Here is a 26,755-nt window from a genome sequence, read left to right on the forward strand (position 1 = left end):
ATGGTAAAATGGGGTTAAACAATAATAAGAACGGAGGCTATGGGAGATGAAGAAGTTTGAGGAAAAAACGCTTGATTCTCAAAGCATTTATGATGGGAAGATCATTAAAGTTCATGTGGATGATGTCCGCCTGCCTGATGGCAATACAGCGAAACGAGAGCGTGTTGAGCACTCCGGAGCGGTTGCCGTCATTCCGATAACGGAAGAGGGCAAAATAGTGTTTGTCGAACAATACCGGAAGCCGCTGGAAAAGTCAATCATTGAAATCCCGGCCGGAAAGCTTGAACAGGATGAAGCACCGGAAAAAACAGCTGTCCGCGAGCTGGAAGAAGAAACAGGCTACACGACCCATGAGCTTGAATACGTTGCGTCATTTTACACGTCGCCGGGTTTTGCGGATGAACTTATGCATATTTATCTCGCAAAAAACATCATCAAACTGGAAGAAACAATTGCTGGAGACGATGATGAATTTATTGACATCATAGAAATGACACTTGAGGAGGCCGAAAAGTGTGTTAAAGAAGAACGCATCCATGACGCCAAAACAAATTATGCGGTATTATATCTGGCATCGCTGAATTGGCCGCACCTCAATAAACGGAGTTGATTATCGTTGATGCTAAAGAGCGTTTTCGCCGATTTGCATATTCACATCGGTAGAGACATTTACAATAAACCTGTAAAAATCACTGCGTCAAGTCGTTTGACGTTAACAAACATTTTAAAAGAAGCAAGCCGCAATAAAGGAATCCAACTTATCGGAATTATTGACTGTCATGCGCCGGCAGTCCAGGAGGAAATTAAAACGCTTCTGGCCAATGAACAGGCAGTGGAACTGGAAGATGGCGGAATTCAATTTGAAAATGTCACACTGCTGCTCGGCTCAGAAATCGAGGTGTATGATGACAATTGCCGAGGTCCCATTCATGTGTTGGCATATTTGCCGTCCCTTGAGAAAATGGCAATGTTCACGGAATGGCTGGAACAGAGAATGACTAATATTACGTTAAGCTCCCAGCGATACTATGGCACAGCTAAGGATCTGCAGTATAAGGTTAAGGAGCTGTCTGGTATCTTTATTCCAGCGCATGTTTTTACTCCATTTAAAAGTTTATATGGCAAAGGTGTCGCCTGGTCGTTAAGTGAAGTGCTCGACCGCGATCTGATAGATGCTGTCGAACTTGGATTAAGTGCAGATACAGAAATGGCTGATCACATACAGGAATTACGCCGATATACGTATGTCTCCAATTCTGACGCACATTCTTTAGCAAAAATTGGGCGGGAGTATCAGGAAATCGCAATGGAAGAAATCACGTTTAAGGAATTTTATTGGGCTATGCATGAGGTGAATGGCCGGAGGGTTATCAGCAACTACGGTATGAATCCACAGCTGGGTAAATATCATACGACAGTCTGTCAAAAGTGTCTTACACAACTTTCACCTCAAGCAAAGGTCTGTGAAGCGTGTGGCTCTACAAAGGTTGTCAAGGGTGTTGCGGATCGCATAAAAGAACTTCAAACGATAGAAGGCTCACAACGAACGCAAGAGCGCCCTCCTTATGTCTATCAAGTTCCCCTTGAGTATCTACCTTCTCTTGGTCCAAAAACATTCGAAAAGCTACTCGAACATTTTAAAACAGAAATGAATGTGATTCACTTTGCAGCGGAAGATGAATTAGTAGAAATTGTGCCTGCCAAACTGGCTAAAGCGATCATCGCAATGCGCCGTGGCGAGCTGCAGATAAAAGCAGGCGGCGGTGGTAAATACGGGTCAGTTTCTGCAGATTAAAATGGCTCGTCCATCAATTGTTCTTTTTATCCATCAACCATCATAGATTTTATTAATAGACTGATTCTATTGAATGGAGGAAGATGGATGTATATGAAAAAACAATTGATGCTTAACCACATTAAAGAACATGCGACTGTTTACCTGTTTATGGTCATTTTATTTTTGACGGGCGTTGTATTTGGAGCCGTTATTGTTAATAGTATGGGCTTTGCGCAAAAGCAAGATCTGGCATTTTACCTTGACCGTTTTTTTGATCAGCTTCTGCAGCAGGAAAACTCTGAAACAAAGACGGTTTTGATGGACAGCTTTTTATATCACATCAAATATATTTTGTTGCTTTTTATACTCGGGTTGTCCGTCATCGGACTTCCGTTGGTCTGGGTGTTATTATTTACCAAAGGACTTGTTGTGGGTTTTACGGTCGGTTTCATTGTCAATCAATTAAGCTGGAATGGCCTTCTATTGTCTGCTTTATCCATTGCACCGCAAAATTTGATTATCATTCCCATTTATCTTGCGGCAGGCAGTTTGTCTATGATTTTTTCTTTAACATTATTGCACCGGCTGTTCAGTCGTAATATTCGCCAATCGATCTTGAGACCGCTTGGAGTATACGCTGGGACCTTTGCCGTTTTATTAATGTTTTCGTTTATTGCTGCCCTTCTGGAGGCCTTTATAGCACATCAAGGGATGAAAGTGGTTGTCAAAGCATTGTATAGTGCGTTATAATATAATAACTATTATAATCTGGGAATCATTATAGTTATTTAGTTCAACTGATTATTTTTGACAGTTGTTTCTTGATGGGCCTATAATAAAGAAAGGGAATAAGGGAGGAGTTTGCTATGGAACACCGTATCGATAACATTAAAAAACAACTCCATGCACAAAATTATAAATTGACACCGCAACGGGAAGCGACAGTGCGTGTCCTGATCGAACGGGAACAAGACCACTTGAGTGCTGAAGAAATTTATTTGCTTGTTAAAGAAAAAGCACCTGAAATTGGCTTGGCTACGGTGTACCGGACGCTGGAGCTCTTGTCTGAACTGAAAGTTGTTGACAAAATCAATTTTGGCGATGGTGTTTCACGATATGATCTTCGCAAAGAAGGCGCAGAGCATTTTCACCATCACTTGATTTGTGTAGAATGTGGATCTGTTGAAGAGATTATGGATGATTTACTTGTTGACGTGGAAAAAATAGTTGAAAAAGACTGGGGTTTTCAAGTGAAGGATCACCGCTTGACATTTCATGGTGTATGCCGGCAATGTCAGGAAGTGATGGTCAGCACCAGTTAAACATGTAAGTGCCTTTTTTCAATATGGAAGAAAGGCGTTTATTTTTGTGTACATAGATTTCTCCTTGTGACAGGAGCGTAAAGATTAGTTTCTTGTATGGATGTATATTATAATAAAAATATGGCATATCTTTTAATGATACGGTTTTTTACCAAATAAAGGGAGATATGCCATATGAAACAGCTTGTGTGGGATACATTTAAAGTGTTTTTTATCTTCTTGGCGTGCACGGTTTTATTTTATACTGGTCTTCGTATGATGCATGCAGAGTACGAGCAATTTCACAGGTATGATCCGCCGGAGGGGCAGTCTGTAAAAGTGTTTGGTCAAGAACAAACGTTGTTGGACCGGTTAAATTTATTTTTTCGGTTAGGGGAGTAGCTACATGCTGGAGTCTGGTTACAATGATTTTTTTCATTATATTCAAGTGGAACGGGGTTTGTCGGAAAATACATTGAAGTCTTACCGAAGAGATCTGAATCAATACAAACAATTTGTCATAGGTACACTTGAACAACCAGATTGGGAAACGATTACAAGGCAAAATATTTTGCAGTTTCTTCAAAAATTGAACATGGATGGAAGGTCTCCAGCTACAATTGCACGCATGGTTTCTTCCATACGCTCTTTTCATCAGTTTCTATTACGTGATGGCGTTGTGACGCATGATGCTTCCCTGCATATAGAAATTCCACGAAAAGAGCGAAAGCTGCCTGCAATTCTATCCACTGATGAAGTGGGCTTACTCCTTGATATTCACGATCGCACTCCGCTCGGCCTTAGAAACAAGGCAATGCTGGAAGTGCTTTATGCAACAGGGCTGAGAGTGACGGAATTGATTACATTAAAAGTCAGTGATTTACACTTAACCATGGGGTTTGTTCGGTGCCTTGGAAAGGGGAACAAAGAACGCATTGTCCCTCTTGGGGAAGTTGCACAAGAAGCAGTAGAACTTTATTTGCAAAACGCACGCAGAAAGCTCGCCAAGCGGAATGAAGACAGTAACGTGCTGTTTGTTAACCAGCACGGAAGACCTTTGTCAAGACAAGGCTTTTGGAAGGTGCTCAAAGCGATATCGAAAGAGGCGGGTATTAAGAAAAAGATCACACCACACACATTAAGGCACTCATTTGCAACACATCTTCTTGAAAATGGTGCAGATTTGCGGGCGGTTCAGGAAATGCTTGGACATGCGGATATCTCAACGACGCAAATATACACACACGTCACGAAGAGCAGGCTTAAAGATATGTATAAGGCCTATCATCCTCGAGCGTGACACATCAATGTTCATCAAAGGCTATGAACGGGTAACTGATATTTAGGAGGTAATGTATTATGCAACCATTTAAACGTGTATTTTTAATTGTTATGGATTCTGTAGGAATTGGAGAAGCCCCTGATGCAGAAAAATTCAACGATCTTGGAGCACACACGCTCGGGCATATTGCTGAACATATGAATGGCCTTCGCATGCCCAATATGGAAGCGCTTGGCCTTGGAAACATTGAACCTATTAAAGGTATTGGTCGAGTTGAAACAGCTGAAGCCCATTATACCAAAATGCAGGAAGCTTCAAACGGCAAAGATACGATGACAGGTCATTGGGAACTCATGGGACTTAATATCCAACAGCCTTTCCGCACATTTCCGGACGGGTTTCCTCAGGAACTTCTTGATGATTTGGAAGAGCGGACTGGGCGCAAATCTATTGGAAACAAACCAGCTTCCGGCACGGAAATCATTAAAGAACTGGGAAAAGAACATATGGAAACAGGAGCACTCATTGTTTATACATCCGCAGACTCTGTCCTGCAAATCGCTGCGCATGAGGATATTGTGCCAATTGATGAGCTTTACCGGATTTGTGAAGTTGCCAGGGAACTGACACTGGATGAGAAATATATGGTGGGACGGGTTATTGCTCGGCCATTTATTGGACAACCTGGTGCTTTTGAACGCACATCAAACCGTCATGATTATGCATTGAAACCATTTGGACGCACGGTTATGAATGAGATGAAAGACAGTGGACTTGATGTCATAGCTATTGGGAAAATTTCTGATATTTATGATGGCGAGGGCGTGACAGAAGCGATCCGGACTGCTGATAATGACGACGGGATGACAAAGATTGTCGACACATTGGATCAAGATTTTACTGGATTAAGCTTTTTGAATCTGGTTGATTTTGATGCGAAATTCGGCCACCGACGTGATCCGGAAGGCTATGGAAATGCGCTTGAAGCCTTTGATCAGCGCTTGCCGGAGGTGCTGGAAAAAATGACTGACGATGACCTGCTCATCATTACAGCCGACCATGGCAATGACCCGATCCATCATGGCACAGATCACACGCGGGAATACGTGCCTTTGGTCGTTTACCACAAACAAATTAAAGAAGGAAAACACATTCCGCTCAGAGAAACTTTCGCTGATGTGGGGGCAACCGTCTCGGAGAACTTTGACATCAAAATGCCTGAGCATGGCAAGAGTTTTCTTAAAGAGATTAAATAGGGGGATGATGACATGAAGGAACAACTGAATGAATCTGTTTCATATATTAAGTCAAAGTTAAACGCTGCACCAGAGATCGGGTTGATTCTCGGCTCCGGTCTTGGGGTGCTTGCTGATTCGATCGAAGAACCAGTTGTGATTGATTATAAAGACATACCTCATTTTCCGGAGTCGACAGTTTCCGGTCATAAAGGACGTTTGGTCTGTGGCATGTTCGAAGGTAGACAGGTCCTTGCTATGCAGGGGCGCTTTCATTACTATGAAGGCTATACCATGCAGGAAGTGACATTTCCTGTGAGGGTTATGAACCAGCTTGGTGTTGATAAGCTTTTGGTTACCAATGCTGCCGGCGGCGTTAATACAGCGTTCACACCTGGAGATCTGATGATACTAACCGATCATATCAACAATATGGGAAATAATCCGCTGATCGGTCCGAATGATGATGACGCAGGGGTACGTTTTCCCGATATGTCGCGTGTTTATACAGAGTCTTATATTGATCATGCAAGTAAGTGTGCTGACGATCTGGGAATGGATATACAAAAAGGGGTATATGTCGCCAACACAGGACCTGTTTATGAAACACCTGCAGAAGTCCGTATGCTTAGAATGATGGGAGGCGATGCTGTTGGAATGTCTACCGTTCCCGAGGTTATCGCCGCAGCACATACAGGCATGAAGGTGCTTGGAATTTCCTGTATCTCCAACATGGCTGCGGGCATTCTTGATCAGCCGCTCACACACGACGAGGTCATCGAAACAACTGAAAAGGTAAAAGGTAATTTCATAAAGCTTGTTAAAAAAATCATTCAAACATTACCACAATAAGAATGTGCAGGTGAAAAAACGTGAGAATGTACGATATCATTACTAAAAAAAGAGATGGTTTGGCTTTATCAGAAGCAGAGATCCGTTATTTTATAACAGAATATACAAACGGCAACATCCCGGATTACCAGGCAAGTGCTTTGCTCATGGCCATTTATTTTAACGACATGACTGATGAAGAGCGTGGTCTGATCACCATGGCCATGACAGAATCAGGCGATATGATTGACCTATCAGCAATTGAGGGGATTAAGGTAGACAAGCATTCCACAGGGGGAGTAGGGGATACAACAACTTTGATTCTTGCGCCTCTTGTTGCCTCTCTGGGCGTGCCTGTTGCCAAAATGAGCGGACGTGGACTCGGTCATACTGGTGGTACCATCGATAAATTGGAAGCAATTCCAGGTTTTCATGTAGAAATTACCACAGAAGAATTTATCAATCTTGTGAATAAAAATAAAGCTGCCGTCGTTGGGCAAACCGGGAATCTGACCCCTGCAGACAAGAAGCTTTACAGCTTACGAGATGTGACTGCCACAGTCAACTCGATCCCTTTAATCGCAAGTTCCATTATGAGTAAAAAAATTGCTTCGGGTGCTGATGCCATTGTACTTGATGTAAAAGTTGGATCTGGGGCATTTATGGAGGAATTGGAAGACGCAAGAGAACTTGCCCGTGCGATGGTCAGTATTGGTCGTCATGTTGACAGACAAACGATGGCGGTCATTTCAGATATGAATCAGCCACTTGGAAAAGCGATTGGGAATGCCCTGGAAGTAAAAGAAGCGATTGATACATTAAAAGGACACGGACCTGAAGACCTCACCGAGCTCTGTTTGACGCTTGGCAGTCAGATGGTTGTTCTCTCAGGGAAATCGGGATCAATCGATGAAGCAAAATCATTGCTGAAAGAACAATTAACAAATGGAAAAGCACTTGAGCAATTCAAGACTTTCATAACAGCTCAGGGCGGTGATGCCAGTGTTGTAGATGAACCGAATAAGCTTCCGACAGCACAGCATCAAATTGAATTGCCAGCTCAAGCCGATGGCATTGTAGCCCAATTCGACTGTAATAGTGTTGGAGCTGCAGCAGCTATGCTGGGGGCGGGAAGAACCACAAAAGACTCAGTAATTGATCTCGCAGTTGGAATCGTGCTCAACAAAAAAATTGGTGATCATGTTCATGAAGGCGAGTCGCTCGCAACCATTCATACAAATCACGCTGATATTACTCAAGTTAAAGAGAAATTATATAACAGCATTCATATTCAGGATGAAGAAGTTAAGCTGCCAACCTTGATTTATGATACCATTACAAATTCATAATATGAAAAAGACACACATGAATAAATCATGTGTGTCTTTTATTTTCTAGTATAAAAATGATGGCCCTCGGCAATCCTAACTATATATATTAAATTGTTGGAGGGAAAACTATGAAAAAGTATCTGCTCATTGCTGTCGTGGCAGTGTTGTCTTTATTCACAGCAATTGCGCCTGTTAACGGTGAAAGTCATAGAGAAGAAAAGGAAGAAAATGCTGACAACCTCAAGCTTGCTGCGACTGCTAAATCGGCCATATTAATAGAACGTGATACCGGGCAGGTTATTTTCAAGAAGAACGAAAATGAGGTCCTGCCTCCTGCAAGCATGACCAAAATCATGACCCTTTTACTCATTATGGAAGCATTGGATAAAGGTGAATTGAAACTGGACGAAATGGTGCGTGTGAGCGAACGTGCGGCGTCTATGGGCGGCACACAAATATTTTTGGAAGCAGGCGAAGAAATGTCTGTTAAAGACATGCTTAAAGGAATTGCCATTGGATCGGCGAATGATGCGAGTATGGCCCTTGCTGAACGCATTGGCGGCAGCGAAGAAGCCTTTGTTAAAAAGATGAACGAGAAGGCAAAAGCACTTAGCCTGGAACACACAAAGTTCCAGAATCCATCGGGGCTCCCGGCCAAAGATCACTATACTACTGCTCATGACCTGGCTATAATGGCAAAAGAATTATTAAAATACGAAACTATAACAGATTATACATCAATTTATGAAGATTATTTACGAAAAGGGAAAGAAAATGAATTCTGGCTTGTGAATACGAATAAACTTGTTAAATTTTATCCAGGTGTGGATGGGCTTAAGACAGGCTATACAAGTGAAGCTAAATATGGCTTGACTGCAAGTGCAGAGAAGGACGGGATGAGGCTGATAGCAGTTGTAATGGGCGCCGAAACATCCAAAGAGCGCAATCAAATGGTATCGGGTATGCTCGACTATGCTTTTAGTCAATATGATACAACACGTTTATTTAATAAAGGCGACGTTATCACACATCTGGAAATGTTAAAGGCAGACCATGCACAAACACCAGTAGTTGCGTCAGAATCTGTTAGTACTATGTTTAAAAAAGGGAATCCTTCTGAAAACATTTCAACAACTGTGAACATGGATAAAGATATCACACTTCCGTTGAAGGCCGGGGATCGAGTTGGAACATTGGTTGTCAAAGATGGGGATAGAGTCATGTCACAAACACCACTAATTATTGACCGGGACCTATCAAAGGCATCTGTATATATGTTGTTTAAACGAGCCATGCAAGAAATAGCAAAGAAAGACTAAATATGCCGATTTGCTTCTTCTTTTGTCAGCTGGCAGGATTTCTTTTACTGAATGGAGAAGTAAGCAATACAGCATTTTTTCAAGGAGGAGAACATATGGGGTTGAGGATAATGTTTGAAGTGCGGGAAGATGTTTTGATTGTCAGATTATCAGGGGAACTGGATCATCATGAAGCCGAAGAACTTCGCGAAGAATGGAAAAGTATGATTTATAATAACGCTGTTCAGCATGTCATATTAAATCTTGAAGATGTTACATTTATGGACAGTTCAGGATTGGGTGTTGTACTTGGCAGGTACAAAGAAGTGTCACAACTGGGGGGAGAAATGGTGGTATGTGCGATTTCCTCTCCAGTTAAACGTCTATTCGAAATGTCGGGGTTATTTAAAATCGTTCGCCTGGAAGAAAGTGAAACAGGGGCCTTGGCAACTTTGGGGGTGGCTTCATGAGAAATGAAATGTCTATACAATTTTCAAGTTTGAGCGAAAATGAATCGTTTGCCAGAGTGACTGTGGCTGCCTTTATTTCTCAGCTTGATCCCACAATGGATGAATTGACGGAAATTAAAACAGTCGTTTCTGAGGCCGTAACAAATTCAATTATTCATGGTTATCACAACCAGCCGACGGGCACGATCACCATTACGTGTGTCCTGCATGACGAAGAAGTTGAACTCACTGTAAAGGATGATGGGTGCGGAATTGGAAATCTTGAGGAAGCCAGACAGCCGCTATACACATCCAAACCCGAGCTGGAACGCTCTGGAATGGGTTTCACCATCATGGAGAACTTTATGGATGTCATTGACGTGACTTCTGGGGAAAATCAAGGAACCATCATCCAAATGAAAAAGCAACTTACTACGAGCAAAACGGTTTGCAAATAGAGGGGCCGCCATGGATGTGAATGTAACCGAAAAAAAACGTCAATTGACCGATGAACAGGTGAAAACATATATCCATAGAAGTCAACAGGGGGATCAAGCGGCCCGAGACCTCCTTGTAGAGAAAAATACGCGACTGGTCTGGTCTGTTGTTCAACGATTTATCAATCGGGGTTACGATCCGGATGATTTGTTTCAGATTGGCAGCATCGGTTTAATTAAATCCATAGATAAATTTGATCTATCGTATGATGTACGGTTTTCAACCTACGCTGTCCCCATGATTATTGGAGAAATTCAGCGGTTCATTCGGGATGACGGCACCCTTAAGGTGAGCAGATCACTTAAAGAAACCTCCAATAAAGTACGGAGGGAAAAGGAACGGCTGACAAAAGAATTCGGGCGATCACCGTCCGTTAATGAACTTGCTGACAGCTTGGGCATACCAGTTGAGGATATCGTTCTTGCTGAAGATGCTGCACGTTCACCGCAATCGATCCATGAAACAGTGTTTGAAAATGACGGTGATCCAATTACACTTCTTGATCAGATAGCTGATTCGGACACAAGCTGGTTTGATAAAATGTCGCTTGAAGAGACAATCCGCACTCTGAAGGAAAGGGAACGACTTATCGTCTATCTCAGATACTACAAAGACCAAACACAATCCGAAGTCGCCGACCGATTAGGAATTTCCCAGGTCCAAGTATCCCGACTCGAGAAAAAAATACTGCAAGACCTAAAAACACGCATGAACCTCTAAAAAGCCGTCAATCAAGACGGCTTTTTTCGTTATATAAGTAAACTGCGAACTAACTTGTAACTGCCTCGCTCAGCGGCTCGGGGGAAACACTGCGCTTTCCGCGGGCGCTGCTGAGCCTCGGGCCCACAGGATGTGGGTCATGAAGGCGTTGCGACAGGACGTCGCGGTTTTAGCCTTCCTTCCCCTCTGCCGACCTCCGGGGTCTCATCGAGGCTTTGCATCCCGCAGGAGTCTCCGTGTTTCCCCCGAGCTTGGTATGAGTGATTATTCCCTAACTCTTATGTGAGTAGAACCGTCCAAGCCTCTGAATTAAATAAAGTGATTGGAGCGGAGGGAAGTCGACTCCTACCATGAAAATTAAAATACTATAATACTTAAAAATGGCAATACTAAAGTAGACGCAGCTCATTCTTTTTTAAAAAAAGTAGGAGAGCGCCAATGTCTAATGGGTATAGAATCAGTAAGATGTTAAGATACTTCTTGTTCCTTAATATCAACTGTATATCCTAAACTTTCTAGGCGGCGCAGTGAATGGTTAACAATAGATTGTTTTCTTTGCTTGTCGAAGTGATCTTCGCCTAAATCTACATACATCTCTTTACGAGTTAGTAGATAGTAGGCTATTCGTAAAATGGCATGAGCAACTACAATTGCTGCTCGTTTTCTACCCTTACGGGCAGCCGTACGACGATAGAGTGCTCCGAGATAGGTCTTGGAACCCCGAAGTGAATGAGCTGCTTCAATTAATGCAGATTTCAAATATTTATTTCCATTCCTAGTTCTAGATGATTTACGTTTCCCAGCACTTTCATTATTACCGGGAACTAACCCCGCCCATGAACACATTTGCGGTGCAGTAGGAAATTGTTTTTTAATATTTGTTCCAAGCTCTGCAAGTATTTGTTCAGCCATTCTTGTTGCTATTCCTGGGATTGAATCCAGTCGCTCAATATCTTCCTGATATTCACTCATTCTTTGAGCTATCTCTTCATCAAGCATATCTATTGTTTTAGTAAGGTAATCATAGTGGTCTATAATAGTCTTTATCATGAACCGCTGATGATCTTGTATATAACCTTGTAGAGCAAGTTTTAGTTGTTCTTTTTTCTGTTTCATTACGCCTCTTGCATAATTGGCTAAAACATCAAGGTCTTCAACGCCATTAGCTATAGACCGAAGCATATCAAGAGAAGAGACGCCTGTAATGTTAGAAACAACAGAACCTAGTTTGATGTTAGCGCCTTCTAGGACTTTCTGAATTCGATTGAGTTGTCTCGCACGTTCTTCGATGATGCTTCTACGATACCGAACAAGTTCACGTAGTTCCCTTTGTTTCCGATCTGGAATGAAGCTAGCCTTTAGTAAACCATGACGAAGAAGCTTAGCAATCCATTCAGCATCTTTGACATCTGTTTTTCTTCCTGGAACAGCTTTAATATGTTGCGCATTCACTACTAAGAATTCAATATCTTCTGCTTCTAACAAATTAACAATTGGTTTCCAGTAGACACTCGTGCTTTCCATCGCAACATGTGTGCATTTGTGTTCCTTGATCCAATCCACTAATCCGATCAGATAAACAGTTTTGGTTGAAAATGTTTCAATCTCCTTTCCTTTTGGTGTGATAATGCATGCAGTAATGTTGTCTTTGTGGACATCCAAACCGCATGCTCTTTCAATGAGTATATCCATTGAAAAGCATCCTTTCTACGGCATTAAATATTTTAAGGCTGGCGCAACAACCAGAATAGGGTTAATCTACCATGAGTGCTTCCCGAAAGGGAGCAACAATAAGTGATGCGCCGTGGTCGAAGGAGTCAGACTGCGGGTAGGGCTCTAAGGCACCAAGGAGTATCGACCTTCCTCATCCAGCCGTAGCACTAGTATCGCCACCCTACATCTATTTTCATCCCCTTGTGGTGTATAGCGTTTTTTGCGATACATGGTTGACTCCGGGAACAGCACGAGTCCGAAGACCCCACAGCGTTACATTAAGGATGGTCGACTAAAACCGCCCTTTGCGGGCAACGTCGACATACCCCTTGCCGGGGCAAGGAGGCTGAGGCCGTGCCCGCGGCTAGAAGACACTGTTAAAGTGTCCTTCTTGAACAGATGTCGCACTTGAGCTGTGATAAAGTTAAAGCGACTTCCCGGAGCGCAAATCACGATCTGCTTACTATGCACATTGATTTGCCTTCATCTTATGTAGTAAGAACGCTCTTAAAAACTTTCACTAGTTCGTAGTTTGTGTCAAATGTGAAGTGGTTTTGATAATTTTGAGGGGTGTTGGTCATAATAAGGGGTAACCTTTTTGATGAAGGAATGGTGAGTTATGGTTGACACTGTATATTTGCGGATGAGGAAGAATGTTGATTTGACTGATATGAAACTGTTGAAATTAAATGACATTGCATATATTTCCGCTCCGTCAGCTCTTAAATCACATCTTTTGGAGACCGACATTTATCGTATGACAGAGAAAGACCAGAATACAGTTGTGATCGATGGCTTTATGGTTATTGATCATCTGAATGAGATATTTTCAGATGCTGAGTTTCAAATGGTTGGTCCAAATGAAGCGATTATCCGTGTGCATAAACAGCGGAAGAGAACACCAATTGTGATTGTCGCTTTCATCTGGCTGCTGCTATTCATTGGAACCGCTATGACCATTATGAATTTCCATTATGATGTCAGCATGCAAGAAGTTCAGCAAAAACTACATTATATCATAACAGGGGAAAAGAAAGAATATCCCCTTTGGCTGCAAATTCCTTATTCAATCGGCCTTGGGGTCGGAATGCTGTTGTTTTTTAATCATTGGTTTAAAAAGCGATTTAACGAAGAACCAAGCCCACTAGAAGTTGAGATCTTCAATTATCAGCAAAGCCTTGATCAATATGCTGTCCAGCATGAGAATAAACTTCATGATTAAAGAGATCGTATTAAGGGTGGCAGAAAGCATCATCGGTTTTGCTGGAGGTTTGGCAGTGGGAGCAGGTTATGTGGCTTTTTTGACCGTATTGGGCATCATCCCCAGGCTGATTCAATTAAGCAAAACAAGTCACCTCCTTAAAGTGTATGCAGCATGTATCATACTAGGTTCCATGTTCGGCATTTATTTAAGTTTTGCCGATGTCTCCTGGGATCACCCTGTTATCCTTGTTGTTATATGGGGGGCATTTCATGGGATTTTTGTGGGGATGATTGCAGCTGGTTTGACGGAAATTCTTAATGTGTTTCCGTTATTATCAAAGCGCATCGGACTTAACCGATACTTGAAAGGATTAATGATGGCAATTGTTTTTGGCAAAGTTGCCGGGTCGTTGTTTCAATGGCTTTATTTTGTTCAGTAGTTTTAAAAGAAATGTGGTGGGTTTTATGGCGAAGGACATGTCAAAAAGAAAACATAAAGCGCCTGTTTCAAGGCGCATTAAAGTCAATGAGGCCTATATGAAAGAGCACCTGGGTATAGGTGTTTCATTTGATTTGGGATTTCGAAAACTGACGCTCTTGAAAAAAGATGTCTACATTTATTATTTAACTGGCTTGACTGAAACGCCTATCATTGTAGAATTGTTGGAGCAACTTGTAAGGATCAATGATGATGAGAGACAAAGTCAAAAGTTGGATGACATTATTCAAAATAGACTTGTTCATCAACAGGTTAATGCGGTTGATACGATGGACGAGGCCGTTGATCAGCTTCTTTCTGGATTGATCGTTGTGTTTATTGATGGTTTCACTAAAGGATATGTTATTGATGTGCGTTCATATCCGGGGCGCACGCCAGAAGAGCCTGATACAGAGCGTGTGATAAGAGGTTCACGGGATGGATATACAGAAAACGTGGTCATAAATACAGCTCTGACACGGCGCCGCATTCGTGATGAACGCCTCCGCAATGAAATGTTGAAAGTCGGTGAACGCTCTAAAACAGATGTGTGTGTTGCTTATTTGCAGGATGTTGCCGACAAAGGGCTGATCGATCTGGTAAAAAGCAAAATCAATGAAATTGAGATTGATGGGATCTCTATGGCAGAGAAATCCCTCGAGGAATTCATTGTGAAGCGGGGCATCATTCCGTATCCAATGGTCCGATTTACCGAACGCCCTGATGTGGCAGCTACACATTTGCTGGAAGGGCATGTTGTGATACTTGTGGACACCTCGCCAAGCGCCATCATAGTGCCTGCAACGTTCTTTCATCACATGCAGCATGCTGAAGAGTTCCATCAGTCCCCTGTGATTGGGACAGTCATCAGATGGCTGCGATTTTGTGCTGTATTGATGTCGATTTTCTTATTGCCCTTATGGCTGCTATTTGTGATGGATCCCACATTACTCCCAAAAGCATTGTCCTTTATTGGTCCCAATGAAGAAGGCAATATCCCTATCTCTATTCAGATCATTATGGGCATGGCGGGAATTGAATTTCTGCGTATGGCTGCAATTCATACACCCACACCGCTCTCGACAGCTATGGGATTAATCGCAGCAGTGTTAATTGGTCAGATCGCCATAGACGTCGGGATGTTTAGCCCAGAGGTTATTTTGTATGTATCTTTATCTGCAATCGGAGGGTATGTCACACCCAGTTATGAACTAAGCGTTGCCAATAAGTTGGCTAATGTTTTTCTTGTGATCGTAACTGCATTGTTCGGTTTAAAGGGTTTTCTGATTGGTGTTCTGGTTTATACGTTATGGCTGGTGCGTTTATCCGCACTGAATACGCCATATTTGTGGCCGTTTATTCCGTTTAATTTTAAAGCGATGATGCAAATTATCATCCGTGTGCCTGTGCCATTTTCCAATAAACGACCAAGTATTGTCCATCCTGAAAACAACTACCGGCAGCCGGTCAAATAATCCTTGGCAGGGCCTTCTTTAACTTTGCCCATTATTGTGGTATTGTGTTTTTATCGAATGAACGATCTCGGATTGGGGATGGTCGGATGTCTATTAAACAATATGAATCCTATAAGGTGAACGAATTAGGCCATTTAACGATTGGCGGAATCGATACAGTTGATCTGGCAAAGCATTATGACACGCCTTTATATGTCTACGACGTTACACGCATACGGCAGAACGCCCGTATCTTTAAAGACGCTTTAAAAACTTTAGGGGTTAGAGGTCAGATTGCTTATGCCAGTAAGGCCTTTTCAACCATTGCCATGCTGCAGATCATTAAACAAGAAGGATTAAGTCTTGATGTGGTTTCAACCGGGGAACTTTATACCGCTATTAGGGCTGGGTTTCCAAAAGAAAAGATTCATCTTCATGGCAATAACAAAACCCGTGAGGAATTCTCTATGGCGGTTGAGGAAGACATAGGGTGTGTGGTGCTTGATAATTTCCATGACATTACCTTGCTGGAGAATGAGCTTGGCGATACACAGCATATGGATGTTCTCATGCGTGTTACACCAGGGGTAGCATCTCATACCCATCAATATATTATGACAGGCCACGAGGATTCTAAATTTGGATTCGATCTATTTAACGGACAAGCTGATGAAGCATTCACGCGCCTCGTCAGTCACTCTAACATTCATTTAAAAGGACTCCACTGCCATTTGGGGTCACAGCTTACTGATTCTTCAAGTTATACGCAGGCTTCAGCACGTTTGTTTAAAAAGATAAGGCAATGGCATGAGGAAACAGGCTATGAGCCTAAGGTAATGAACTTTGGAGGCGGCTTTGGCATTCAGTATACAGATCAAGACCCCTTGGTTCGATATGAAGAGATGATTGCTTCTCTAATTAATGATGTCAGGGGACGGGTTAAAGCCTTGGATATACCGTTCCCTGAGATATGGCTCGAACCAGGCAGAGCTATTGTCGGTAACGCCGGTTTGACCTTGTATTCAGTTGGTGCCATCAAACACTTACCGAATATTAGAACGTACGTATCTGTTGATGGCGGCATGACAGATAATATCCGCCCAGCGCTCTATAATGCGGATTATCATGGCGTCGTGGCCAATAAAGCGGCGAAAAAAACCAGCTCCACGGTATCCATAGCTGGTAAATGCTGTGAATCAGGAGATATGCTGATTGATGAACTAACCGTTCCCGAAACAGAACCAGGCGATATTTTGGCTGTTTATTCGACAGGTGCATATGGCTTTTCAATGGCGAACAATTACAATCGGTTCCCTAAACCTGCTGTTGTTTTTGTGGAGGAAGGCCGGGACCAATTAGTCGTTAGACGGGAATCACTTGACGATATCATAAAGAATGACTTATCGTATGAATGATACATAAAAATTTAAGGAGATGTACAAATGGCTAATAAAGGATATATACTCATGAATAATGACGGAAAAATTGAATTCGAACTGTACCCTGAGGCAGCACCAAAGACAGTGGAAAATTTCGCCTCCCTTATACAAGACGGTTTTTATGACGGGTTGACTTTTCATCGCGTGATCGATGGGTTTGTCAGTCAAGGCGGTTGTCCAAAAGGAAATGGAACAGGATCAGCTGGTTATACGATTAAATGCGAAACAGACAATAACCCTCATCGTCATGAAACTGGAAGTCTTTCAATGGCACATGCTGGGAAAGACACAGGAAGTTGTCAATTTTTTATTGTGCATGAACCTCAGCCTCATCTTGACGGGGTGCATACTGTTTTTGGTAAGGTAACTTCGGGAATGGAGCATGTTAAAGCCATGAATAATGACGATGTCATGAAAGAAGTTAAAATAACAGAATAATAAACTGGGAAGCAGGTGACGTTTATGGGTGTGCTCATCATAATGCTTTTCCTGATTGTCATCGTCCCTGTGTCGAACGCGCTTCATGAAGCCGGACATATGGCTGCTGCTGCGGCTGTCCATTCTGACCGGTTTAACATGATTATTGGCAGCGGACGCCCGTTATGGCAACTTGATTTTGGCCGATTAACGATAACAGTTCATAGAATGTTTTTCATTGGTGCCTCAGCTGAGCAGACCAGAGAATCTCCATTTACACCACTTGAGAAAACATGGATTTCGCTTTGTGGGCCGCTTTTAAACGTCTTTGCTTCCCTTATTGGATTGATGGCATTAAATTGGATCAGTCTTCCTTTAATTGAATGGTTCATTTTGTATAATATGTGGCTTGGTATTATGAATCTGATTCCTCTTAAGATAAAACAGAGGCAATCAGATGGCTATATTATTGCAGCCAATCTGTTTAAAAAGCAGTTTCAATAATTCGATCGGTTTAGGTATGTAATAATGATTAATTGTTCAAACTGATTAAAAATAATCCAAACCGATTTTGACAGGTTGACAAAGTTTTGTATTCGTGCATAAATATATATCAACCACTTGAACCTAATACAGCAACCTTAATAGATTGCTAATTTAAAGAGGGATAACTATGTTAATTCGCTATAAAAAAGCTTTTGAAAAAATAGCTATGGGCTTATTGTCCTTTATGCCTGAGGAGAAGGATGTCAAAAAACTCCAACAAACGATTAAAGAATATGAAACAAATAAAGACTGGCATTTATTTTTATGGAAACAGGGTGATGATGCCATAGGAGCTATTGGTGTACGCATTGATGATGAGATCAATGCCGTCATTCAGCATATTACAGTTAATCCTTCACATCGTAATATGGGTGTCGGAAAGCGTATGGTTCATGAAGTGAAAAAAATGTATAGGGATAAATATGCCGTTTGTTCAAATGACATGACAGAATCATTTATCGATTCTTGTGAAGAACAGGACATTGATGATTAAATAAGCCAGCCCCTTTTGTAGCGAGCTGGCTTATTCCCTCTTTTAGCATGGCTGGTTTAGAACCACGCAGCGCCAACAATAATCAAGAGAATAAACAAAACAACGATTAACGCAAATCCTCCACCGTAATATCCACCACTCATAAGTGAATGCCTCCTTAAAAGAATTCTTGTCAGAAACTTGCTCTGACATATTTTTTCATCTTACATGATTAACGTATGTAGCATCTCCGGAAAGCGTTTGGGCGGTCATACATAAATGAATATTTATTCGAGATAAGGAGAAACCCAATGAGTTTGTCATATGAAGTAAAGCTGGATGCATTTGAAGGTCCGCTCGATTTGCTGCTCCATTTAATCTATCAATATGAAATTGATATTTATGATATCCCTGTTGCGCAAATCACGGAACAATATATGGGCTACATTCATGCGATGCAGCAGCTTGAGTTAAATGTTGCAAGCGAATATCTGGTTATGGCATCGACCCTTTTAGCACTCAAAAGCCAGATGCTTTTGCCTAAACAAGAATTTGATGAAGAAGATGAATATGAAGAAGATCCTCGTCAGGAACTTATGGAACAGCTGATCGAGTATAAAAAATATAAAGAAGCCGCTAAACATCTCGAGGAAAAAGAGAATGAGGCTCTTGGCGTTTATACGCGTCCACCTGTGCAGTTAGAAAAAAACGAAGCAAAACCTCTCATGGAACCGGGCGCTGTCTCGATCTATGACATGCTGGATGCACTTGCCCATGTGCTGGAGCGTCAGAAGTGGAATGAGCCACTTGATACCACCGTGCAGCGCACTGATATTTCTATAGAAGACCGCATGGATCAAGTATTAGATATGGTCAAAGCTAACCATAAAGGGATACGGTTTGATCATTTATTCGACACTTATACACGTTCCCATATTGTGGTCACGTTTATCGCTGTTCTTGAATTAATGAAACACAACTCTATTCTCTGTGAGCAAAAACACCACTTTGATCCTATTATAATTTATGGGGAGGGCGCATAGTGGAATACAAAGAGATCAAAGCTATTATTGAAAGTCTTCTATTTGCGAGTGGGGACGAGGGTGTTAAGGTTAGACAGTTGTCACATGTGCTTGAAGTTGAAAGTGAAATGATTCAACATTTATTGGAAGAGTTAAAGTTCGATTATGATAATAAGCAGAGTGGCATCATGCTTGCAGAATCCCAGGAAACATATTTCTTAACGACGAAACCGGAATACAGCCCTTATGTTCAAAAATTGCTCAATACGCCACACACCAGCAAATTGTCACAAGCTTCACTTGAAACACTTGCTATAATTGCGTATGGACAACCCATTACGCGGACGGAAATAGAACATATCCGTGGCGTAAATAGTGATCGAGCCGTTCAAACCCTTGCAGCACGCTCCCTGGTTGAAGAAGTCGGCCGTAAAGAAGGAGCGGGAAGGCCAGTATTATTTGGAACAAGTAAGACTTTTTTAACTTATTTTGGTTTGAGCACGTTGGAAGAACTCCCAGAACTTCCCAGTGAAGTTGATGTTCAAGATATTACAGAGGAAGCAGATTTATTTTTTGATGCATTCAATGATGAAACAGAATAGACCTATCACCTGCAAACATCGCCCCGTAAGCGATGTTTTTGTTTTTGAAACATAATGTTTGTTAATCCCTGGTTCATAATGGGGTTGTCTGTGCATATGCATATAAGGAAACAAGCCCTGGGAGGTTGTCTGATATGAGGTCAGTCTTTTTAACGTTCATGTGTATACTGTTATTGCCGGTTTCTACTGTATTAGCTAATGAAAAACCAAGTGTATCTGCTGAAAATGCTGTGTTGATGGATCAAACAAGCGGACGTGTATTATTTGAGAAACAGCCGCATGAACAGCAGCCAGTGGCCAGTATCACTAAAATTATGACTGCGATTTTGGTTGTGGAATCCGGGAAAATGGATGAAACAGCAATTGCCAGTAAACGAGCTGTTCATGCTGAAGGTTCGGCAATTTATTTAGAGCAAGGTGAAAAAATGACCGTGAAAGATCTTGTGTATGGCTTGATGCTCAGGTCGGGAAACGATGCAGCTATAACACTCAGTGAGCACATCGGCGGTAGTGTGGAAGGGTTCGCGCACTTGATGAACGAAAAAGCGTCCTGGCTTGGAATGACACAAACACATTTTGAGAACCCCATGGCCTTCATTCGGATCAACACTATTCATCAGCCTACGATATGGCGTTATTAATGCGATATGCCATGGATAACGACGTGTTTCGTGAGATATCGGAGACCCCTTTATATAAAGCGGAATCAAGAGCATACGCTTGGAAGAACAAAAATAAACTTCTCACCTCTTATTATAAATATTGCACAGGTGGAAAAACCGGTTTTACAAAAAAAGCCGGGCGTACGCTGGTTTCGAGTGCCCAAAAAAACAATATGGATTTAATAGCTGTCACCTTGAATGCACCTGATGATTGGAATGACCACATAAAGATGTATGACTGGGCTTATGACGCCTATACGCTAAAAGAATTAAAGGAACAAGAAGACGCAGAGCATGGAAAGTCCTTTTTTTATCCACTTAGTACTGACGAACAGGATCAACTCGTTAAACAAACTGTGAAGTCTGATTTAGCCAGAAAAACTATTTATTATTTGAATGGCAACACGATCGGTCGCACGCTCACAAAACAAACAGCTGATGCGGTCCCAGATCGAACGTCTTTAAAAGCCAACATCACAACTGTTTTCAAGCAAATGATTGGAATGCATGGCGATGGTTAATTATATTTGGGCTGCAATGGCGATGATTGGTATTGTGTACGCGATGTTTAACGGCACGATGGAGCAGGTGAACCAAGCCATATTCGAAAGTGCTGGTGAAGCGGTAACACTGTCAATCGGATTAATAAGCATCCTTGTGTTTTGGCTTGGTATTATGAAGGTTGCTGAGCACGCTGGGATGTTGCGGTTTTTGGCAAAGGTATTTCGCCCGTTTGTTGAATGGCTGTTCCCGGAAATCCCTAAAGACCACCCTGCTATAGGCTATATCCTCTCAAATATGACGGCCAACCTGTTCGGTCTTGGGAATGCAGCCACACCCATGGGGATTAAAGCAATGGAACAAATGAAATCACTCAGTCGATCTGATTCAGCTTCACGGTCCATGATCACATTTTTGGCACTCAATACATCCAGTCTAACCATCATCCCAACCACTGTTATAGCGATTAGAATGCAATACGATTCCATTTCACCTACAGAAATTGTAGGGACGACCATTGTAGCAACCGTCATTTCCACATTAGGTGCCATTATGATTGATCGTTTTTTTTACTACCGGAGCATACGGAGGAAATGATATGAGTCTCATCACAAGCTTGAGTACGTGGATGATTCCGTGCTTTATACTGATTGTCCTTATTTTATCCACCTGGAAACGTGTTCCCGCATATGAATTATTTGTGGAAGGCGGGAAAGAAGGTATTAAGATGGCGTTTTCCATACTGCCGTTTCTAGTCGGTATGATTGTTTCCATATCCATACTTCGAAGTTCAGGTGCACTGGAAGCATTTATTGTAATGATATCCCCGCACTTTCCTTTGTTGGGATTCCACCTGATATCATCCCTTTAGCCTTGGTAAGGCCAATATCTGGGACAGCAGCGCTCGGCATGACGACAGAAATTATCGGCACCCATGGACCAGACTCGTTTCTTGGCAGGCTTGCCTCAACCATGCAAGGAAGTACGGACACAACGCTTTATATTATTACCGTTTATTTCGGGGCAGTGGGCATCAGGAAAATGGGCTATGCCCTAAAGGTTGGACTTGTTGCGGATGTAATTGGTATAATAGCTTCGATCATTATTGTAACGATTGTATTCAATTGATGGTAGGCGTTAACATTGAGTTAACGCTGTATTTTTATTTTAAAAAGAATGGTGGATCTATATGACAAGTTCAAAAGAACGTTTGCAAAAAGTTATGGCTCGAAGTGGTGTTGCCTCGAGACGAAAAGCCGAGCAGATGATTGTGGATGGCAAGGTGAAAGTGAATGGGAATGTTGTACGGGAGCTGGGAGTGAAGGTGCTGCCTTCTGATCGAATCGAGGTTGAAGGGGGGCCGATAGAGAAAGAAGAACCTGTTTACTTTTTACTGTACAAACCCCGCGGCGTCATATCAAGTGTGCGTGATGATAAGGGCAGAAAAGTGGTAACAGATTTTCTTCCAGAAATCAGTGAACGCATTTATCCGGTAGGACGTCTTGACTTTGATTCATCAGGAATCATCCTGCTTACAAATGATGGAGATTTCGCCAATTTGCTAATGCATCCAAGCCATGAGATTGACAAAGTCTACGTTGCTAAGGTAAAGGGCATACCTGATAAAGCAGACTTGAATCGGATCAGAAAGGGCATCAAATCTGAACAGGATGTACTCAAAGCTGTTCACTATCAGATCCTTTCAACAGATAAACAAAAAAACACTGCTATCGTGAAGATCGTTTTGAACGAAGGCAAAAATCGTCATGTACGCCGAATGATGGAGGGAATCGGGTTTCCTGTGTTAAAATTGAAGCGTGAACAATACGGGTTACTAACACTCGATGGCATGCAGCCGGGAGATATTCGTCCGTTGACACCGCATGAAGTTAAACAAATGCGTGCTCTAGCCATGGAAAATGTTGAAGAATAGTCATAATTTCCACTGTGTATAAATGGTATAATGGCGGCGGGAGTGATGTCGAATGAGCTTGGAAGAGAGAAAAAAAGCGAAGCAGAAGAAAAAAAGGAAACGTTTAATCATTCGAAGCGTTATATTAGCTGTGCTTTTGGCAGCAGTTGTCTATGCACTAATCGATAATTTACAAAAAGATAAGTCAATTTACAAGGCTGGAGACCAAGCTCCAGACTTTGAACTTATGCAGGTGAATGAGCACAATGAAATGGAAAAAGTCAGATTAAGTGATTTGCAAGGAAAAGGGGTTATGCTTAATTTCTGGGCAACATTCTGTGACCCATGTAAAGCAGAAATGCCGTATATGCAAAATTTATATCCTGAGTATAAGGATAAAGGCATTGAAATTGTAGCTGTCAGTCTTGACAACACTGAGCTTCGGATTGATCAGTTCATTGAACAGTATGGCCTCACGTTTCCAATCCCACAGGATAAAAAGGATACTGTACGGGAGAAATATAAAATCGGCCCAATTCCTACAACATTTTTCATTGACCCTGATGGAGTCATTGTAGAAAAGGTTGAGGGAGCATTAACACTGGACAGGCTTGAAGGGCATCTCAAGGACATCATGCCTGAATAAAGGGAATGAGGGGTTTTAATGAAACATATCAAATGTGAATGCGGCCACGTTAACCCGGAAGGCACAGTGCTTTGCGAAGCATGTGGAAAGCCGGTAGAAGGAAATCAGCATATTGATGGAAACGATGAGAAAAAACTGCTCAATATGCGTTATGAAGGCAGCGCGCGGCGTTCACAAACATATAATAAATCAATTATTGACAAAATATGGAGCTTTTTTTCATCAGTAAAAGTAGGTGTATGGCTGATCGTCCTGGCATTGATTGCCTCAGCGATTGGCACGATCTACCCGCAGCGGGCATACATACCTCAAGATGCTGTTTCAAGAGATCCAGCCATATTTTATGAAAGTGCCTATGGTCTGACTGGAAAAATATTTTACCAACTGGGCTTTCATGAGTTATACAGCTCTTGGTGGTACATGATTCTAATTGCTTTAATCGGTGTATCGCTTGTCATTTGCAGCTTGGACCGTTTTTTACCGCTTCACAAAGCATTAAAGAACCAAAAGGCAAAGCGGCATAAAACTTTTTTGGAGCGGCAGCGTCTGTTCAGTCAAACAGATCATGTGACAGATGAAGAAAAAGAAAAAGTGATTAACGCTCTTAAAAAGCAAAAATATAAGGTTCGGAATGAAGATGGGCATATTCTGGCTGAAAAAGGCCGTTTTTCAAGATGGGGCCCATATGTGAACCACATCGGCTTAATTATTATCCTTCTTGCCGCCTTGTTGAGAACGACACCATGGATGTATCTGGACGAATATGTGTGGGTTAGAGAAGGCGAACAGAAAGTTATACCAGGGACAAATCAAGAATTTTACATCGAAAACAAAGAATTTATTTTGGAAACATATGACGAAGACGATGAACTTTTCGGAGAAGCCATTAAAAAACAAGGTGTTGTTCCGAGTAACTTCCAAACCAACGCTACAATCTATCGTGCGAAAGGCCAGGACGTGTCCGCCGAAGACCAGCAGTTAGAAAAGTATGACGAAGCCGAGATCTATATGAACAACCCTTATAAGTTCGAAGGCTATTCATTGTATCAGGCGGGTTACCAGTTAAACGAATTCAGCTCTGTCACCTTTGCAGTCGGAAAAAAAGATGAGGGCGACATTGCCGGACAATTTAAAGTAGATCTGAACAAACCCCGATCGACCTATGAGCTTGATAACGGGATAGAAGTCGCAATCAGAGATTACTATCCGGATTATTATATGGGTGAAAATGGGCCTAAATCAAGAACAGATGAGACAAAAAACCCAGCATTTGTATTTAAAGTGACAGCACCGGATGTTGAGACACCTGAAGTCAGTTTTGTAGGGGATTTTATGGAAAACCCCATCAATTTCGATGCAACTGGTGAAAATGAATACGTGGTCGAGCTCGTTGATGCTGAACTTCATAACGTAAGTGGGCTGACTGTGCGCCGTGATTATACGTTGCCGTTTTTTGGTCTGGGTGCCGCTATTTTTATGATTGGCGTTATTCAAGGCATGTATTGGCAGCACAGACGTATTTGGCTTAATATGAAAGACGATGGTGTTTTGCTTGCCGCTCACACGAATAAGAACTGGTTTGGACTGAAAAAAGACATAGATAAAGTCATTTCAGATACAGATATCAACAACGTAAATGATCAACAAGAGTTGGAATAATGCTTGCAGAGGAGGATAAGAAATGGATTTACTTAAAATAAGCAGCGCCGCTTTATATACAGCTTTCATTTTGTATTTAGTTGCGACTTTCTTTTTTGGGGCAACCATACGCGATAAACGAAGTACCAAAAAAGGAAAGGCGGGCACAATAGGCATTGCGCTTACGATAATAGGGGTCATTGCTCAACTCATATACTTTATCACGAGATGGATCGCCAGTGGACATGCCCCGGTGAGCAACATGTTTGAGTTTGTTACGTTCTTTGGCATGGGGATCGTAATGACCTTCATCGTTTTGTATTTTATTTATCGGGTTCATGTGCTGGGGTTGTTTGCGCTGCCAATTGCAATGATTTTAATTGCATACGCAAGCATGTTCCCGACAGAAATTGCACCGCTGGTACCGTCATTAAAAAGTCATTGGCTCTATATCCACGTTACGACTGTATCACTTGGGAGCGCCATTTTGTCAGTCAGTTTCGTATCAGGCCTGATTTATTTAATCAGGCAAATTGACCAGAAAGTAACAAGTAAGCACAACATGTTTCTTGAACTGGTCATGTACATTTTGTTCTTGTTCATAGGTTTTATTGCCATTTCAACGGTGTTCAATATTGCCGGTTTTGAAGCGACATATGGTTATGAGCATAATGAAAAACCTTATGAATCGGTTTATCATATGCCGCCAATTGCTGGGCCGCATGACGGTGAAATGCTGACACCAGGTGCTATGGAACCTGTGTTTGAAGCGCCGGCCTGGATGCAAGGTAAAGATGCAGGCCAAAAACTCAACACGATTATTTGGTCCTTTATCAGTGGTACAGTCATTTATGGGCTTGTACTCCTGTTCATTCGAAAGCGGGTAGGCGCTGCTCTTCAGCCCCTTCTGCAAAGAACAAAGCCGGACTTGCTTGATGAGATTACTTACCGTGCTGTAGCGATTGGATTCCCCGTTTTCACACTCGGGGGACTCATTTTCGCGGCGATATGGGCTCAGATTGCTTGGGACCGGTTCTGGGGATGGGATCCTAAAGAAGTGTGGGCTCTCGTAACCTGGTTCTTTTACGCCGCATTTCTTCACCTCAGATTATCAAGAGGCTGGCATGGTGAAAAATCAGCCTGGCTCGCAGTCGGCGGATTCGGGATCATTATGTTTAACATCATTGTTGTAAACTTGATCTTGGCAGGCTTGCATTCATATGCTTAACTAACAGACAGGATATCACATAGATGTCCTGTCTTTATAATAATAATGTATGCTTTCCTTATACATTTTATGCTTTTTCATTTATAATCTATCACAACAA

29 protein-coding genes and 2 pseudogenes are annotated in these 26,755 nt (G+C 42.1%); 29 read left to right on the forward strand and 2 right to left on the reverse strand.

Going from position 1 to position 26,755, the window contains the following annotated elements:
* Positions 1–46: 46 nt before the first annotated feature.
* The 13 genes from JNUCC1_RS16605 to sigF all read left to right on the forward strand — a co-directional run bounded on the left by JNUCC1_RS16605 (position 47) and on the right by sigF (position 10,722).
* Positions 47–610, forward strand: coding sequence for an NUDIX domain-containing protein (locus JNUCC1_RS16605; protein ID WP_156646667.1), 564 nt, complete (start codon positions 47–49; stop codon positions 608–610).
* Between the two features lie 9 nt (positions 611–619).
* Entirely contained in the window at positions 620–1,795 is a 1,176-nt protein-coding gene (locus JNUCC1_RS16610) for an endonuclease Q family protein (protein WP_156647167.1), read from the forward strand.
* 87 nt (positions 1,796–1,882) lie between these two features.
* Complete coding sequence (gene spoIIM / locus JNUCC1_RS16615; protein ID WP_156646669.1) at positions 1,883–2,527, forward strand: stage II sporulation protein M; 645 nt, start codon at positions 1,883–1,885, stop codon at positions 2,525–2,527.
* Positions 2,528–2,643: 116 nt separating this feature from the next.
* Complete coding sequence (gene fur, locus JNUCC1_RS16620) at positions 2,644–3,099, forward strand: ferric iron uptake transcriptional regulator (RefSeq protein ID WP_156646671.1); 456 nt, start codon at positions 2,644–2,646, stop codon at positions 3,097–3,099.
* Between the two features lie 174 nt (positions 3,100–3,273).
* The gene (locus JNUCC1_RS16625) at positions 3,274–3,480 is read left to right on the forward strand and encodes a DUF4227 family protein (RefSeq protein ID WP_156646673.1); all 207 of its coding nucleotides are present in this window, start codon (positions 3,274–3,276) and stop codon (positions 3,478–3,480) included.
* A 4-nt stretch (positions 3,481–3,484) separates the two neighbouring features.
* Positions 3,485–4,378: a site-specific tyrosine recombinase XerD gene (gene xerD / locus JNUCC1_RS16630; RefSeq protein ID WP_156646675.1), complete on the forward strand. Its 894-nt coding sequence runs from the start codon at positions 3,485–3,487 to the stop codon at positions 4,376–4,378.
* Positions 4,379–4,437: 59 nt separating this feature from the next.
* Positions 4,438–5,616 carry a phosphopentomutase gene (gene deoB / locus JNUCC1_RS16635; RefSeq protein ID WP_156646677.1) on the forward strand — a complete coding sequence of 393 codons (1,179 nt, stop codon included), beginning with the start codon at positions 4,438–4,440 and terminating at the stop codon, positions 5,614–5,616.
* 12 nt (positions 5,617–5,628) lie between these two features.
* A complete protein-coding gene (locus JNUCC1_RS16640) occupies positions 5,629–6,447 on the forward strand; it encodes a purine-nucleoside phosphorylase (RefSeq protein ID WP_156646679.1) in 819 nt (272 codons plus the stop codon).
* Positions 6,448–6,467: 20 nt separating this feature from the next.
* Complete coding sequence (locus tag JNUCC1_RS16645) at positions 6,468–7,775, forward strand: pyrimidine-nucleoside phosphorylase (RefSeq protein ID WP_331713838.1); 1,308 nt, start codon at positions 6,468–6,470, stop codon at positions 7,773–7,775.
* Between the two features lie 110 nt (positions 7,776–7,885).
* The gene (locus JNUCC1_RS16650; protein WP_156646681.1) at positions 7,886–9,076 is read left to right on the forward strand and encodes a D-alanyl-D-alanine carboxypeptidase family protein; all 1,191 of its coding nucleotides are present in this window, start codon (positions 7,886–7,888) and stop codon (positions 9,074–9,076) included.
* 95 nt (positions 9,077–9,171) lie between these two features.
* Positions 9,172–9,525: an anti-sigma F factor antagonist gene (gene spoIIAA / locus JNUCC1_RS16655; RefSeq protein WP_156646683.1), complete on the forward strand. Its 354-nt coding sequence runs from the start codon at positions 9,172–9,174 to the stop codon at positions 9,523–9,525.
* A complete protein-coding gene (gene spoIIAB / locus JNUCC1_RS16660; protein WP_156646685.1) occupies positions 9,522–9,962 on the forward strand; it encodes an anti-sigma F factor in 441 nt (146 codons plus the stop codon). The genes spoIIAA and spoIIAB overlap by 4 nt, the downstream gene beginning before the upstream one ends.
* A gap of 10 nt (positions 9,963–9,972) precedes the next feature.
* A complete protein-coding gene (gene sigF / locus JNUCC1_RS16665; protein WP_156646687.1) occupies positions 9,973–10,722 on the forward strand; it encodes an RNA polymerase sporulation sigma factor SigF in 750 nt (249 codons plus the stop codon).
* 468 nt (positions 10,723–11,190) lie between these two features.
* Here sigF and JNUCC1_RS16670 read toward each other — a convergent pair whose 3' ends face one another.
* The gene (locus JNUCC1_RS16670) at positions 11,191–12,414 is read right to left on the reverse strand and encodes an IS110 family transposase (protein WP_156646162.1); all 1,224 of its coding nucleotides are present in this window, start codon (positions 12,412–12,414) and stop codon (positions 11,191–11,193) included.
* A 640-nt stretch (positions 12,415–13,054) separates the two neighbouring features.
* Here JNUCC1_RS16670 and JNUCC1_RS16675 point away from each other — a divergent pair.
* The 7 genes from JNUCC1_RS16675 (at position 13,055) to JNUCC1_RS16705 (ending at position 18,465) form a co-directional block, all read left to right on the forward strand.
* Positions 13,055–13,657: a stage V sporulation protein AA gene (locus JNUCC1_RS16675; protein WP_156646689.1), complete on the forward strand. Its 603-nt coding sequence runs from the start codon at positions 13,055–13,057 to the stop codon at positions 13,655–13,657.
* Positions 13,650–14,078 (forward strand): stage V sporulation protein AB, encoded by a 429-nt coding sequence (locus tag JNUCC1_RS16680; RefSeq protein WP_156646691.1) that lies wholly within the window; start codon positions 13,650–13,652, stop codon positions 14,076–14,078. The genes JNUCC1_RS16675 and JNUCC1_RS16680 overlap by 8 nt, the downstream gene beginning before the upstream one ends.
* 37 nt (positions 14,079–14,115) lie before the next feature.
* Positions 14,116–15,591, forward strand: a complete 1,476-nt coding sequence (locus tag JNUCC1_RS16685; RefSeq protein ID WP_156647169.1) for a spore germination protein — start codon at positions 14,116–14,118, stop codon at positions 15,589–15,591.
* Positions 15,592–15,677: 86 nt separating this feature from the next.
* Positions 15,678–16,985: a diaminopimelate decarboxylase gene (lysA, locus tag JNUCC1_RS16690; protein WP_156646693.1), complete on the forward strand. Its 1,308-nt coding sequence runs from the start codon at positions 15,678–15,680 to the stop codon at positions 16,983–16,985.
* 27 nt (positions 16,986–17,012) lie between these two features.
* Entirely contained in the window at positions 17,013–17,447 is a 435-nt protein-coding gene (locus JNUCC1_RS16695; RefSeq protein ID WP_156646695.1) for a peptidylprolyl isomerase, read from the forward strand.
* Positions 17,448–17,471: 24 nt separating this feature from the next.
* Entirely contained in the window at positions 17,472–17,930 is a 459-nt protein-coding gene (locus JNUCC1_RS16700; protein WP_156646697.1) for a site-2 protease family protein, read from the forward strand.
* Between the two features lie 169 nt (positions 17,931–18,099).
* Positions 18,100–18,465 (forward strand): GNAT family N-acetyltransferase, encoded by a 366-nt coding sequence (locus tag JNUCC1_RS16705; RefSeq protein WP_156646699.1) that lies wholly within the window; start codon positions 18,100–18,102, stop codon positions 18,463–18,465.
* Between the two features lie 56 nt (positions 18,466–18,521).
* Here the strand turns inward: JNUCC1_RS16705 and JNUCC1_RS16710 are convergent, their stop codons facing one another.
* The gene (locus JNUCC1_RS16710; protein WP_156647170.1) at positions 18,522–18,608 is read right to left on the reverse strand and encodes a YjcZ family sporulation protein; all 87 of its coding nucleotides are present in this window, start codon (positions 18,606–18,608) and stop codon (positions 18,522–18,524) included.
* 147 nt (positions 18,609–18,755) lie between these two features.
* Here JNUCC1_RS16710 and JNUCC1_RS16715 point away from each other — a divergent pair, with 147 nt between their 5' ends.
* From JNUCC1_RS16715 to ccsB, 9 genes and pseudogenes are all read left to right on the forward strand, one after another.
* Positions 18,756–19,487, forward strand: coding sequence for a segregation/condensation protein A (locus JNUCC1_RS16715; protein ID WP_156646701.1), 732 nt, complete (start codon positions 18,756–18,758; stop codon positions 19,485–19,487).
* Positions 19,487–20,068, forward strand: a complete 582-nt coding sequence (gene scpB, locus JNUCC1_RS16720) for an SMC-Scp complex subunit ScpB (RefSeq protein WP_331713839.1) — start codon at positions 19,487–19,489, stop codon at positions 20,066–20,068. The genes JNUCC1_RS16715 and scpB overlap by 1 nt, the downstream gene beginning before the upstream one ends.
* 236 nt (positions 20,069–20,304) lie before the next feature.
* Positions 20,305–21,251: pseudogene (locus JNUCC1_RS16725) on the forward strand (D-alanyl-D-alanine carboxypeptidase family protein).
* Positions 21,244–21,828 carry a nucleoside recognition domain-containing protein gene (locus tag JNUCC1_RS16730; protein WP_156646703.1) on the forward strand — a complete coding sequence of 195 codons (585 nt, stop codon included), beginning with the start codon at positions 21,244–21,246 and terminating at the stop codon, positions 21,826–21,828. Before JNUCC1_RS16725 ends, JNUCC1_RS16730 begins: the two are co-directional and overlap by 8 nt.
* A 1-nt stretch (position 21,829) precedes the next feature.
* A pseudogene (locus tag JNUCC1_RS16735) lies at positions 21,830–22,359 on the forward strand (spore maturation protein).
* Positions 22,360–22,420: 61 nt separating this feature from the next.
* Positions 22,421–23,164 carry a pseudouridine synthase gene (locus tag JNUCC1_RS16740; RefSeq protein ID WP_156646705.1) on the forward strand — a complete coding sequence of 248 codons (744 nt, stop codon included), beginning with the start codon at positions 22,421–22,423 and terminating at the stop codon, positions 23,162–23,164.
* Between the two features lie 52 nt (positions 23,165–23,216).
* A complete protein-coding gene (gene resA, locus JNUCC1_RS16745; protein WP_156646707.1) occupies positions 23,217–23,789 on the forward strand; it encodes a thiol-disulfide oxidoreductase ResA in 573 nt (190 codons plus the stop codon).
* Positions 23,790–23,807: 18 nt separating this feature from the next.
* Positions 23,808–25,448 carry a cytochrome c biogenesis protein ResB gene (gene resB / locus JNUCC1_RS16750; protein ID WP_156646710.1) on the forward strand — a complete coding sequence of 547 codons (1,641 nt, stop codon included), beginning with the start codon at positions 23,808–23,810 and terminating at the stop codon, positions 25,446–25,448.
* 22 nt (positions 25,449–25,470) lie between these two features.
* Positions 25,471–26,655 carry a c-type cytochrome biogenesis protein CcsB gene (ccsB, locus tag JNUCC1_RS16755; RefSeq protein ID WP_156646712.1) on the forward strand — a complete coding sequence of 395 codons (1,185 nt, stop codon included), beginning with the start codon at positions 25,471–25,473 and terminating at the stop codon, positions 26,653–26,655.
* The last annotated feature ends 100 nt before the right edge of the window (positions 26,656–26,755 follow it).

The organism is Lentibacillus sp. JNUCC-1, from assembly GCF_009741735.1.
Taxonomy (GTDB): domain Bacteria; phylum Bacillota; class Bacilli; order Bacillales; family Amphibacillaceae; genus Lentibacillus_B.